This window comes from Pseudomonas cavernae (assembly GCF_003595175.1).
GTDB lineage: Bacteria > Pseudomonadota > Gammaproteobacteria > Pseudomonadales > Pseudomonadaceae > Aquipseudomonas > Aquipseudomonas cavernae.
Genome location: NZ_CP032419.1, coordinates 2,230,395 through 2,243,235, shown reverse-complemented (window position 1 = coordinate 2,243,235; position 12,841 = coordinate 2,230,395). Strand labels below are relative to the sequence as shown.

The following is a 12,841-nucleotide window of genomic DNA, read 5'->3' as shown; positions in this document are numbered from 1 at the left end:
GTGCTGTTGGCTGCACCGACACGTAGGCGTACACGCGCAGCAGTACGCCGCAGTAATCGATCACGACGGATCGTTCGCTAACGCTCCGGAATCCGCCTACCAAGGCTGGCGTCAGGACGCGCGCCGGGCCCGCTCTTCTTCCTGCAGCTCGCGCCAAGCGATCTTGCCGGTCGCCGACTTGGGCAGGCTGTCAACGATCTGCACGATGCGCGGCGCCTTGTAGATCGCCATGTGGTCGCGGCACCAGGCGAGGATGTCCTCGACGCTGTCGCTCGCCCCGGCGCGCAGGGTCACCACCGCCATTACGGTTTCGCCGCGATGCGGATCGGGCACGGCGATCACGCAGGATTCGAGAATGGACGGATGGCCACCCAGCGCCGCTTCTACCTCGGCCGGCCAGACCTTGAAGCCGGAGGCGTTGATCATGCGTTTCAGCCGGTCGCGCATGAACAAGAAGCCTTCTTCATCGACGCTGGCCAGATCGCCGGTACGGAAGAAACGCTTGCCGTCGATGACCACGAAGCTCTCGGCGTTGGCCTTGGCGTTGTTCCAGTAGCCGAGCATGATTTGCGCGGCGTGGACGACGATTTCTCCCACCTCGCCCTGCTCTACCGGCTCCAGGGTTTGCGGATCGACTACCCGCGCATCGACGCCAAAGGTGGGGGTGCCGAGGCAGCCACGCTTGGGTTTGTGTAGTGGGTTGGTGCACAGGAACGACGCGGTTTCGGTCATGCCGTAGCCCTCGATGTAGTCGAGGCCGTAACGCTCCTTAAGCAGGTTGTTGATGTGCTGCGGGGTCGCCGCACCGCCACCGGTGATGAGCGCTAGGCTGCTCAGGTCGCGCTGCTCGATGCCCGGCTGACTGAAAAAGTCGACCAACATGGTCGGCAGTGCCGCCCAGAAGGTCACCCCATGTCGTTCGATCAGCTCGGCGGCCGTCTCGCGGTCCCAGCGCGGCATCAGCACCAGGGTGCCGCCGTTGAACACCGCCGCGTTGACGTTGTTCTGCAGGCCGAGCAGGTGGAACAGCGGTGCCACGGCGAGGAACACCGACGCGGCATTGGTCGGCCGCCACAGGCTGGAGCCGACGAACGAGGTCATCACCGTGCGATGGGTGTGCACACAGGCCTTCGGTTTGCCGGTGGTGCCTGAGGTGTACGGCAGCATGCACAGGTCATCCGGACCGGCGAGAGCTGGTGCGGGCTGAAGCTGCTGCGCCAGGGCGGCGTTCCACAGCGCACCGCCGACGAAGTCCAGCGCCGCCGGTGAACGGGGGCGCAGCCAGTCGGGAACGCTTAGACCGGCATCGTCGTCGCCCAAGGCATCGCCATAGGCGTGGACGATCATCTGGCGCAGGCAGGTCTTGCCAACCAGCGGAGCGACCTGCGCGGCCAGTTCTTGAGCGACGAAGGCCACCACCGCACCGCTGTCGCTGATGATGTGCTCCATCTCGTCGAGCCGCAGCATGGCGTTGGCCGGCACCATCACCGCATCGGCACGCAGGATTGCGAAGTAGGCGGCAATGAACTGCGGGCAGTTCTGGCTGAACACCACCACCCGGTCGCCACGCTGGACCGCGCAGACCTGCTGCAGGTAACCGGCCATGTGCTCGACGTCGCGCAGCAGCTCGGCATAGGTGTAGGCGGCGCCGTAGAACTGGATCGCGGTCTTGCTGGGGTAGCGCCGGGCGGCGACTTCGAGGTTGTAGAACACGCTGGTCTCGGGGACATGCACGGTGCGCGTTGGCACATAGCTGGCGTGCGCGGGATTGACGCTCAGCGCCCCGGTAGGACGCTCGATCACGCCCGTGGCGGTCGGATGCGGATGGACATAAACCATGGATGCCTCCTGTTCGCGATCTGCGGATCGCTTGTTGTTTTGGTGTGCAACTCGGTATCGCCGCCGCGCACGCATTTGGCGTGCACCGCTGAATCTCCGGCGCGTCAGCTATCGCTGAACATGGCGTTCAGCGCATCCGGCCGGTTCAGGGTCAGTACCGCTCAGGTGCCGATGTTCTGGCGAGTCACGTTGGCCATGTGAGACGTTCTCCTGGTTTCACCGTTGATAATTGGTACCTGACGTTATCAGCCAGGCGCGAGCCCACCGGGCAAGACCTCAGCTCACCGCGCGACTCTTGCCGGCCCAGAACGGCTCGCGCAGGTCGCGTTTGAGGATCTTCCCGGCGCCCGACAGCGGCAACTCGGCGCGAAACTCGACGGTCTTCGGGCACTTGTAGCCGGCGATCGATTCGCGGCAATGAGCGCGCACCTCATCCTCGGCGAGTTCGATACCGGGCTTGCACACCACCACCGCATGCACCGCCTCACCCCATTGCTCGCTGGGGATGCCGATCACCGCGCACATCAGCACCGCCGGATGGCGGGCGATCGCGCTCTCCACCTCGCCCGAGTACACGTTCTCGCCACCGCTAACGATCATGTCCTTGATGCGGTCGACTATGTAGATGTAGCCGTCCTCGTCCATGTAGGCGCCGTCGCCGGTGTACAGCCAGCCGACGCGTAGCGCCTTGGCGGTTTCCTCCGGCTTGTTCCAGTAGCCCTGCATCACGTTGGGACCGCGCACGATGACTTCGCCCACCGTGCCGCGCGGCACTTCCTGGCCCTGCTCGTCGACGATTTTGACCAGCACGCCGAAGCCGCCACGTCCCACCGAGCGCGAGCGGCCGCAGCGCCGCGCTTCCTCGGTATGCCCGTCCGGCAGGTTGCTGGAGACCGTCGGGCAGGCTTCGGTCAGGCCGTAGGAATGGCTGAGTTCGATCCCCGGCAGCGCGGCGATGACCTGCTCGACCATCGCCCCGGCGCTCGGCGAGGCGCCATAGGTCAGGCGCTTGAGGCTGCTGAGGTCGTGCTTGGCGAAGTCCGGGTGGGCCAGCAAGGTGAGGATCATGGTCGGCACCAGCAGGGTCTCGGTGACCCGCTCGCGCTCGATGATGCGCAGCACTTCGCCGGCGTCGAAGGTCGGCACCAGCGCATGGCATTCACCGGCGATGAACTGGATCAGCGCGCGCGCCAGGCCGGCGACGTGGAACAGCGGCGCCACGTGCAGCACAACGCCACCCTGGATCGGCGGCATATCTATGGTGCGCGGCATGCAGGCCGACCACAGGTTCTGGTGCGACTGCATCACGCCCTTGGGAAAACCGGTGGTGCCACCGGTGTACATGATGCAGGCGAGGTCGTCGTAGCCGCGGCCGACGTCCGCCACCGGCGCCGGCGCCGAATCGACGATCAACTGCTCATAGGAGAGCAGGCCGGCGGGCGTCTGGCCCTCGCCGGCGTAGATGAACACCGGCGGGCGCTTGGCCCTGGCGCGAATGCCGTCGACCAGCGGCAGGAACTGGTCGTCGACGATCAGGATGCCGGTGTCGCAGTCATCCAGCGAATAGACGATCTCCGCCACGCTCCAGCGGATGTTGACCGGGTTGAGCACGCCACCGCCCCACCACACGCTCATCATGTATTCGAGGTAGCGGTCGGAGTTGAGCGCGAGCATGCCGACGCGATCGCCCGGCGCCATACCCAGGCCGCGCAACGCCCCGGCCAGGCGCGCGACGCGCTCGCCGAACTGGCGGTAGGTGTGCCGGCGGTCGCCGAAGACGGTGACCAGTTTGTCCGGGGTCTGCTGCAGCGAGCGCTGCAGCCACTGGGTCAGGTACATAGGAGCTCCGTTTTTCTTATTGTTGGAGACCCGCCTGGAGCCTCACGCCGTTGGCTGAGGCGCGCCCTTCCAGCGGGTGAAGATGCCATTGGCGCGCAACACCAGGCGCTCGCCGACCTTGAGCCGGCAGCTGGCGTTGATGAAGCTGGCGCCGTTTTTTTCGACCTCCACATGCGCCTCCAGCCAGTCGCCTTCGCGCACCGCGCCGAGGTAGTCGACGTTCAGGTTGACCGTGATCGGCGGCGTCGGCGTATCCAGTTGACGCCAGAGGATCGCGCCAAAGGCGCAGTCGGCCAGGGTCGCCAACAGACCGCCGTGGGCGATCTGCACCGAGTTGAGATGCTCGGCGCCGACGCGCATGGCCAGAATCGGCTGTTCCCTGTGCAGGAAAAAACCGCCGCAACCGATAACGAAGCCGGCGCGGGTTTGAAACGGTTCGAAGCCTGCGGGTATGCGCATCACCGCGCCCATCAGTTGACGCTCCGCGCTTTGCCGGCCCAGTACGGCTCACGCAGGTCCTTCTTGAGGATCTTGCCGGCGCCCGACAGCGGCAGCTCGCTGCGGAACTCGACACTCTTCGGGCACTTGTAGCCAGCGATCGATTCGCGGCAATGCGCGCGCACCTCATCCTCGGCGAGTTCGATACCGGGCTTGCACACCACCACCGCATGCACCGCCTCGCCCCACTGCTCGCTGGGGATGCCGATCACCGCGCACATCAGCACCGCCGGATGGCGGGCGATTGCGCTCTCCACCTCGCCCGAGTACACGTTCTCGCCACCGCTGACGATCATGTCCTTGATGCGGTCGACTATGTAGATGTAGCCGTCCTCGTCCATGTAGGCGCCGTCGCCGGTGTGCATCCAGCCGCCACGCAGGGCCTGGGCGGTTTCCTCGGGTTTGTTCCAGTAGCCGAGCATGATGTTCGGCCCGCGGACGACGACTTCGCCAACGGTACCCCGCGGGACTTCATTGTCGTTCTCATCGACGATGCGCACGGTCACCCCGAGGCCGGGACGGCCGGCCGAGCGCAGACGGCCATTGGCGATGGCCTCGGCGCTATGGTTCTCCGGGCCGTTGGCGGTGATCGGCGGCGCCGCTTCGGTCATGCCATAGCCCTGGGTGAACTCGACATTCGGCAAGGCCTTGAGGGCCAGCTCCAGCAATGGCACGGCGATGGGCGAGGCGCCGTAGGTCAGTCTTCTGAGGCTACCGAGGTCATGCTTGGCGAAATCCGGATGCATGATCAACGCCTGCAGCATGGTCGGCACGATCAGGGTATCGGTCACTCGCTCGCGCTCGATGGCCTGCATCACGTCAAGCGCATCGAACGCCGGTATGAAGATGCTCGGCAAGCCGATCAGCGATATCAGGATCACCCGCGACAGGGCCGCGAGATGGAACATCGGCGCGATATGCAGGGTCAGGGCATCTGCCGGAACCGGGACATCGGCAATGCGCGCCACTGCCGCGGACCACAGGTTCATGTGCGACTGCATCACGCCCTTGGGCCAGCCAGTGGTACCGCCGGTGTACATGATGCTGGCCAGGTCGTCGCCTCCACGGAATGCATCGTCGACCGGCGCGGCGTCGCGGATCAGCTGTTCATAGGACAGCATCCCTTGTGGGGTTGGACCGTCGCCGATATGGACCAGCAGCGGCTTCGCCTTGCACGAGCTGGCGATGCCTTCGGCCATGTGCAGGAAGGTGTCGTCGATCAACAGGATGCGCGTGTCGCAGTCGTCCAGCGAATAGACGATCTCCGGCACGCTCCAGCGGATATTGACCGGGTTGACCACTCCGCCGCCCCACCAGGTCGCCAGGAAGTACTCGAGGAAGCGGTCGGAATTCAGGCCGAGCAGGCCAACCCGGTCGCCGGTTTGCATGCCCAAGCTCTGCAGGGCGCCGGCCAGGCGGGCCACCCGGTCGGCCAGTTCTGCATAGGTGCGGCGACGGTCGCGAAATACCGTGGCCAGTGCGTTGGGTTGCTGCTGCAGCATGCGGTGCAGCCCTTGGGTCAGGTACATAGTGAATTCCTCTAACTTGTTTTTATTCAAAAGTGACGTGGCAGCTTGTTTCCGATCCTGGAGCTATGAGCGGAAGCCCAGTCCCTGTGCGCACAGGCGCTCGATACCTTGCTCATCGAAGCCCCAGTCGCGTAGCGCCGCAGCGCCCTGCTCGCCGCGCGCCGGTGCAGGGCGCGGCTGAGCCGACGGGGTGCCGAGGAAACGCGGCGCCGGCACCGGCTGCACCACGCCATTGACCTCGATGAAACTGCCGCGCGCCTGGTTGTGCGGATGGTTGGCGGCCTCGGCGAAACCGAGCACCGGAGCGACGCAAGCGTCGCTCCCCTCGAACACCGCGCACCACTCGTCGCGGGTGCGGCCGAGGAAGGCCTGGATGAACGCCTCGCGCAGTCGCGGCCAGCCACTGCGGTCGTGCTGCTTGGGCAGATTGGCTTCAGCCAGGCCGAGCTTCTCCAGCAGCTCGGCGTAGAAGCGCCCCTCCACCGGGCCGATGGCCATGTACTGGCCGTCCAGGGTGCGGTAAGTGTCGTACCAGGGCGCGCCGCCATCCAACAGGTTGCTACCCCGCTCTTCGCGCCAGTTGCCGCTGGCCACCAGGCCCCAGAACACCGAGCCGAGCTGCGCCGCGCCTTCAGTCATGGCCGCATCGACCACCTGGCCCTGGCCGCCGCGCTGCACGTTGAGCAGCGCCGCCAACACACCCATGGCCAGCAACATGCCGCCACCGCCGTAGTCGCCGACCAGGTTCAACGGCGGCACTGGGCGCCCGCCCGCCGGACCGATGCCGGAGAGCACGCCGGACAGCGCAATGTAGTTGAGGTCGTGGCCGGCGCGCTCGGCCAGCGGGCCGGTCTGGCCCCAGCCGGTCATCCGGCCGTACACCAGCTGCGGGTTGCGTGCCAAGGCGACGTCCGGGCCCAGGCCGAGACGCTCCATGGTGCCGGGACGGAAACCTTCGATCACTACGTCGGCGCGCTCGATCAGCTCGAGGGCGGTCGCCACCGCCTCCGGACGCTTGAGGTCGAGGGTCACCGAGCGACGGTTGCGCCCGGTGATGTCGATCCGTGGCCCGTCGAACTTGGGTCCAAGATCGCCAGGCGCCGTCGGACGGTCGATGCGCACCACATCGGCGCCCATGTCGGCCAGCAGCATGGTGCCGAACGGCCCCGGACCAATCGCTTCGAACTCCAATACGCGGATTCCGCTCAGTACGCCCATCTATCGCCTCTCGCTCGCGCCGCCTCGGGCACGTTGAAACATGAAGTTCTTCCGGCACCGCCCTGTTGGCGCGGCCAAATGCTGCTGTCGGCAAAGTAGAGCAATGCAGCTCAGGCGGGCGTCCCCCCATGTCGGGTGGAAATCAGCTCAGCAGCAGGAGACGCAGACCGAGAAGCGGCAACGAACTAGTCTTGCTGGATATCCGGCAGCGATATGCTTCATGCTGAAAAAAGCATGCCCGCACCGTTCGTTTCCAGCCGCTACCAGAAGTCCTTGGATCACCATGGATAAACCCAGCAAAGCCCCAACAGCCGCCCATACCACTGCCGCTCAAGACACCGGTCTAGAGGGCTCGGCCGCACTCAGCCCGATCGACAGCACGAAACTGTCGCCGCCGCGGATCGGCACCCGAATCCTCGCCCGCGAGCGCCTGCATACGCAGTTGTTCGAGGCGCGGCGGCGGCGCTGCATCGTGTTGAAAGGGCCGGCGGGCTGCGGCAAGACGACGGCAATGGCCTCCTGGCGGCAGATGCAGCTCTCGCTGGGCTTCGACGTCGCCTGGCTGACCCTGACCAGTGGCGACAACCAATTGTCCCGCTTCCTCGACTACCTGCTCGCCAGCCTGGCCCAGGTCGACCCGACGATGGTCCGCGACACCTTGCTGCTCGAGGGTTACAGCAGCGACAGAGAGGCGGTCGAGCGCACCGTCATCACCCTGGTGCGTGGCATCGCCGCGCATCCGCGCGAACTGGTGCTGGTCCTCGACGACCTGCACACCCTGACCGACACCAGCATCCACCAGACCCTGCAGTGGCTGCTCGACTACGCGCCGGACAACCTGCACCTGGCGCTGGTCTCGCGCAGTAGCGTGCCGCTGTCGCTGGCCCGCCTGCGCAGCCAGAACCTCACCCTCGAACTGGATCTGCGCGACCTGCGCTTCACCGCCGAGGAAGCCGAGCAGTTTCTCAAGACGCAGCTGGGCGAGATCGACCCGAGCGACATCCAGCGGATCTACCGCATGACCGATGGCTGGATCGCCGGGCTGCAACTGGTCGCGGCCAGTCGCAAAAAGGGTCGACAGCGCAAGCTGGACGGCGCCGCATCAGGCCAACCGCAGGCGCAGTTGCTCGACAACCAGGCGTTCTCCAATTTCTTCGAGACTGAAGTCCTCTCGCAGCTCACCCCTGCCGAACTCGAACTGCTGCGACCGCTGGCTCTGTGCGAGCGCTTTTGTCCGGCGTTGTGCGCGACCCTGGTCAACCGTACTTCCGCCGTTGTCGATGCCGCTGCACTGTTCGAGCGCCTGGAAAGCGACAACCTGTTCCTGATCGCCGTCGACAGCGCCGACCGCGAAGCCTGGTACCGCTTCCACCCACTGCTACGCGAGACGCTGCTGAAACTCTTCGAGGCCGGCGGCGAAGCCGAGCAACGGGCGGTGCACGCCCGTGCCTGGACCTGGTTTCGTGATCGCGACCTGCTCAGCGAAGCGGTGGGGCATGCCGTGCATGGTGGCGAGGCAGGCGCGGCGGCCAAGTTTGTCGAACAGCGGCTCGAAACGCTGTACGCCCAGGGCGATCTGCGCATGCTGGTCGAACTGGTCCGCCAGTTGCCCATGGAACAGTTGCAGGCCAGCGTGTCGCTGCGCATGTTGCTGGTGCGCATGCAGATCTATGCGCGCGACTTCGCCGCCTGCGTCGAGGGCATCGAACGGCTGGAGCGCGATATTCCCGAGAGCGCCGCGGAGGTGCGTTTTCGCCTGACCATGCTGCGCGCCATCCTGGCGGTGCAACGCGACGACACCGACGCCGCCGTGGCCATCCTGCCGCAACTCCTGCATCCGCCGAAAAACGCCGACGCGGTGATGATCGGCGGCAGCACCAACGTTCTTTCCTGGCTGTACATGCACTGCGGCGAGTTCGAATTGGCCAGGCGCATCCAGCTGGATCGCCCGCCCCTGCTGATCAACGGCACACCACTGCTGGGCACCACCGGAGGCAGCCTGCAGGGCCGCTGCCTGATCGGCCTGAGCCTGGCGATGGAGGGGCAGATGAACCAGGCCGAACGCATCTACCGCGAGGTGTTGTTCGAAGCCGAACGGGGTGGCAAGACCTGCTTCGATGCCCGCTGTCTGGCCACTGCACTGCTGGGCGAGGTGCTGTACGAGAACGGCGAGGTCGAGGCCGCCTACCAGTTGCTGGTCAACTGGGTGGATATTTTCGAGCGAGTGTCGATCCCCGACTCGGTGTTGCGGGTGCTGGAAGTGCTGGCCAAGACGCGCTGGTTCGTCGGCGATCACAAGGGCGCCTTCGCCTACCTGCGGCGACTGCAGGCCTACGCCAGCAAGCTGGGCCTGGACCGGCTGGAAGCCCACAGCCTGGTGACCCAGGTCCACTGGCACCTGCAAATGGGCGAGCGCTCGGCCGCGGAAACCGCGCGGGCACGCCTGGATGCCATCGATGCCTGCCACCCCAATGCCGAGCGCAGCTCACTGCGCGCTATTCATATCCTTGCCGAACATGCGCATGTCCGCTGGCTGGCGGCCAGTGGCGACCTGGACGGCGCCTCGCTACGCCTCAATCAGGTCATCGCCCTGTGCGAATCGGGCGGCCGCCAGCTGGGCGTGACCCGCCTGAATATGCTCGGCGCGGTGTTCGATGCGCAACGCAGGCTCATGGACGCAGCGCGGGAGAAAGTGCTCGCCGCCTTGCGCGCCGGCCACCGCTACGGCCAGGTGCGCAGCCTGCTGGACGCGCATCCGGAAGCGCTGGCGCTGATCAGCCAGATCGCCGAAGGCGAAACCCTCGACCCGGTGCTGACATTCTATGTCGAGCGCCTGCAAGCCGCGGCTCTGCCGGCTGCTGCCGAGGCTGTCAGTCGCAAGCCGGATGCGTCGCGCAAACAGCTCTCCAGTGGTCTGGAAACACTCAGTGCGCGCGAGCTGGAGATTCTGCGGCTGCTGGCCCAAGCCCTGCCCAACAAGAAGATCGCCCGCGCCCTTGCGCTATCGCCGGAAACCGTCAAATGGTACCTGCGGCATATCTTCACCAAACTGGGCGTCACCACGCGTGACGAAGCCGTCGCTCGCCTGCGCGAAGTGGAGCTAAGCGCCGGCGAAGGACGGGACCGTTAGGAACCTGTTTAGGTTCTTGCCCGAAGTGTCAGATGGCTAAAGCTATCCAGCCATCGCACGGACCAGTCCCCTCTCCCTTTGGGAGAGGGTTAGGGTGAGGGAGCGCGGCGTCCACCATCACCACAGTCACAAGCCGTAGCCCGGATTGCATCCGGGCTACGTGCCCCACGCCAACCGTCCTCCCGTCGCAATTTGCCGGGGCCGAACACTTCCGCCTCTCGTCCTGTCTGCCTTTGCGGGCAATTCCACGCCATTCCGCCACCCGACCTGGGGGGAGTCTGCTCCCTGCATTCGCCACTAGATTCACTCTCCGACCCAAGCGCCTGCCTGCTTGGCCATGCCCGCGAGGTTCGCGGCCCATTTGGAGAGCCCCATGCATATTCACCGCACCGTCTTCCGCGACGACCACGAGATGTTCCGCAGCACCGCGCGGCGTTTCTTCGAGCGCGAGTGCCTGCCGCGCCAGGCCGCCTGGGATGAAGCCGGTCAGGTGGACCGCGAGACCTGGCTCAAGGCCGGCCGCGAAGGCCTGCTCGGCATCACCCTGCCGCCCGAGTACGGCGGTGGTGGCGGCGACTTCGGCCACTGCGCGGTGTTCAGCGAGGAGTTCGCTCGCGCCGGCGTGAGTGGCGCCTACTTCGGCATGCACTCGGACATCATCGCGCCGTACATCAACCGCTGCGGCAGCGAGGAGCAAAAGCAGAAGTGGCTGCCGGGCGCCTGCTCCGGCGAGATCATCCTCGCCATCGCGATGACCGAGCCGGGCACCGGCAGCGACCTCAAGGCCGTACGCACCACCGCCATCCGCGACGGTGACGAGTACGTGATCAACGGTGCCAAGACCTTCATCAGCAACGGCCTGACCGCCGACCTGGTGATCGTGGTGTGCAAGACCGATCCGGAAGCCGGCGCCAAGGGCATCAGCCTGATCGCCGTGGAAGCCAGCCGTGCCGGCTTCCAGCGCGGCCGCAAGCTGCACAAGGTGGGCCAGCCGGCCGCCGACACCGCCGAGCTGTTCTTCGACAACGTGCGCGTGCCGGTGAGCAACCGCCTCGGCGAGGAAGGCAAGGGCTTCGCCTACCTGATGGCCGAGCTGCCGCAGGAGCGCTTTTCCATCGCAGTCAGCGCCGCCGCCAAGCTCGAGTGCCTGCTCGAACAGACCACCGAGTACGTGAAGGAGCGCAAGGCGTTCAACCAGACCGTCTGGGACTTCCAGAACACCAAGTTCAAGCTGGCCGACATCAAGGCCCAAGCCACCGCCACGCGCCTGATGGTCGACCACTACCTGGGCGAACACATGAGCCGCCGCCTGAGCCTCGAGGAAGCGGCGATCGCCAAGCTCTACACCACCGAGTCGCTGTGGAAGTGCCTCGACGACATGGTCCAGCTGCACGGCGGCTACGGCTACATGCTCGAGTACCCGATTGCCCGCGCCTTCGTCGACATGCGCGTCAACCGCATCTATGGCGGCACCAGCGAAGTCATGCGCGAACTCATCGCCCGCAAGCTGTGACCCCCGAATTCCACCCGCAGGAGAAATGACATGAGCAACAAGGTATTCGTCGCCGGCGTCGGCATGATCCCGTTCAAGAAACCCGGCACCAGCGAGACCTACGATGTGATGGGCGAGCAGGCTATCCGCCTGGCCCTGGCCGATGCCGGCCTGGACTTCAGCGCCATCCAGCAGGCCTACGCCGGTTACGTCTACGGCGACTCCACCTGCGGCCAGAAGGCCCTGTACCGCGTCGGCATGACCGGCATCCCGCTGATCAACGTCAACAACAACTGCGCCACCGGCTCCTCCGCGCTGTACCTGGCGCGCCAGGCGGTGGCGAGCGGCGCGGCCGACTGCGTGCTGGCCTTCGGCTTCGAGCAGATGAACCCGGGTGCACTGAAGTCCGCCTGGAGCGATCGCGCACCGGCCACCGAACGCGCCCAACATCTGACCACCGACCTGATCGGCATGCCCGACCTGCCCATGGCCATTCGTCAGTTCGGCGGGGCCGGCTACGCGCACATGCAGAAGTACGGCACCAAGCTGGAAACCTTCGCCGCAATTCGCGCCAAGGCCAGCCGCCACGCCGCCAACAACCCGCTGGCGGTATTCCGCAACGTGGTCAGCACCGAGGAAGTCATGGCCGCGCCGATGCTCTGGGAAGGCGTGATGACCCGCCTGATGGCCTGCCCTCCGACCTGCGGCGGCGCCGCGGCCATCGTGGTTTCGGAAGCCTTCGCCAAGAAGCACGGCCTGCGCACCGACGTGCTGATCGCCGGCCAGTCGCTGACCACCGATCTGCCGAGCACCTACGACGCCCGCGACATGATCCGCGTGGTCGGTTTCGACATGACTCGCCTGGCCGCCCAGCAAGCCTACGAGCAGGCCGGCATCGGCCCGCAGGACATCCAGGTCGTTGAACTGCACGACTGCTTCGCGCAGAACGAGCTGCTGACCTACGAGGCCCTGGGCCTGTGCGCCGAAGGTGGTGCCGAGCAGTTCGTGCTGGATGGCGACAACACCTATGGCGGCAAGTGGGTGACCAACCCGTCCGGTGGCCTGCTGTCCAAGGGCCACCCGCTGGGTGCCACAGGCCTGGCCCAGTGCTACGAGTTGAGCCACCAGCTGCGCGGCACCGCCGAAGCCCGTCAGGTCGAAGGCGCACGCATCGCCGTGCAACACAACCTAGGCCTCGGCGGCGCCTGCGTGGTGACCGTTTACCAGAAGAACTGACCGACCCTGGAAACAACTTTTGTAGGAGCGAATTCATTCGCGAAAGGGTTGGCGTCATCT

The 12,841-nt window shown here is 65.9% G+C and carries 8 protein-coding genes; 3 read left to right on the top strand and 5 right to left on the bottom strand.

Annotated elements, in window-relative coordinates:
- Positions 1–111: 111 nt before the first annotated feature.
- The 5 genes from D3880_RS10310 to D3880_RS10290 all read right to left on the bottom strand — a co-directional run bounded on the left by D3880_RS10310 (position 112) and on the right by D3880_RS10290 (position 6,923).
- A complete protein-coding gene (locus D3880_RS10310) occupies positions 112–1,839 on the bottom strand; it encodes a long-chain fatty acid--CoA ligase (RefSeq protein ID WP_119893373.1) in 1,728 nt (575 codons plus the stop codon).
- 276 nt (positions 1,840–2,115) lie between these two features.
- On the bottom strand, positions 2,116–3,678 hold the full coding sequence (locus D3880_RS10305) for an acyl-CoA synthetase (RefSeq protein ID WP_119893372.1): 1,563 nt from the start codon (positions 3,676–3,678) through the stop codon (positions 2,116–2,118).
- Between the two features lie 42 nt (positions 3,679–3,720).
- Complete coding sequence (locus tag D3880_RS10300) at positions 3,721–4,137, bottom strand: PaaI family thioesterase (RefSeq protein WP_238474428.1); 417 nt, start codon at positions 4,135–4,137, stop codon at positions 3,721–3,723.
- Between the two features lie 11 nt (positions 4,138–4,148).
- Positions 4,149–5,705, bottom strand: a complete 1,557-nt coding sequence (locus tag D3880_RS10295; RefSeq protein ID WP_119893370.1) for an acyl-CoA synthetase — start codon at positions 5,703–5,705, stop codon at positions 4,149–4,151.
- Between the two features lie 63 nt (positions 5,706–5,768).
- Complete coding sequence (locus D3880_RS10290; RefSeq protein WP_119893369.1) at positions 5,769–6,923, bottom strand: CaiB/BaiF CoA transferase family protein; 1,155 nt, start codon at positions 6,921–6,923, stop codon at positions 5,769–5,771.
- Positions 6,924–7,206: 283 nt separating this feature from the next.
- On the opposite strand from D3880_RS10290, the gene D3880_RS10285 reads away from it, so the two are divergent.
- The 3 genes from D3880_RS10285 to D3880_RS10275 all read left to right on the top strand — a co-directional run bounded on the left by D3880_RS10285 (position 7,207) and on the right by D3880_RS10275 (position 12,781).
- Positions 7,207–10,053: a winged helix-turn-helix domain-containing protein gene (locus D3880_RS10285; RefSeq protein ID WP_119893368.1), complete on the top strand. Its 2,847-nt coding sequence runs from the start codon at positions 7,207–7,209 to the stop codon at positions 10,051–10,053.
- 373 nt (positions 10,054–10,426) lie between these two features.
- On the top strand, positions 10,427–11,566 hold the full coding sequence (locus D3880_RS10280) for an acyl-CoA dehydrogenase family protein (RefSeq protein WP_119893367.1): 1,140 nt from the start codon (positions 10,427–10,429) through the stop codon (positions 11,564–11,566).
- Between the two features lie 30 nt (positions 11,567–11,596).
- Entirely contained in the window at positions 11,597–12,781 is a 1,185-nt protein-coding gene (locus D3880_RS10275; protein ID WP_119893366.1) for a lipid-transfer protein, read from the top strand.
- The last annotated feature ends 60 nt before the right edge of the window (positions 12,782–12,841 follow it).

Excerpts from the sequence above, each read along its gene's own strand:
- D3880_RS10275 (WP_119893366.1), top strand. The coding sequence starts at position 11,597 with ATGAGCAACAAGGTATTCGTCGCCGGCGTCGGCATGATCCCGTTCAAG.
- D3880_RS10295 (WP_119893370.1), bottom strand. The coding sequence starts at position 5,705 with ATGTACCTGACCCAAGGGCTGCACCGCATGCTGCAGCAGCAACCCAAC.
- D3880_RS10310 (WP_119893373.1), bottom strand. The coding sequence starts at position 1,839 with ATGGTTTATGTCCATCCGCATCCGACCGCCACGGGCGTGATCGAGCGT.
- D3880_RS10300 (WP_238474428.1), bottom strand. The coding sequence starts at position 4,137 with ATGCGCATACCCGCAGGCTTCGAACCGTTTCAAACCCGCGCCGGCTTC.
- D3880_RS10305 (WP_119893372.1), bottom strand. The coding sequence starts at position 3,678 with ATGTACCTGACCCAGTGGCTGCAGCGCTCGCTGCAGCAGACCCCGGAC.
- D3880_RS10285 (WP_119893368.1), top strand. The coding sequence starts at position 7,207 with ATGGATAAACCCAGCAAAGCCCCAACAGCCGCCCATACCACTGCCGCT.
- D3880_RS10280 (WP_119893367.1), top strand. The coding sequence starts at position 10,427 with ATGCATATTCACCGCACCGTCTTCCGCGACGACCACGAGATGTTCCGC.
- D3880_RS10290 (WP_119893369.1), bottom strand. The coding sequence starts at position 6,923 with ATGGGCGTACTGAGCGGAATCCGCGTATTGGAGTTCGAAGCGATTGGT.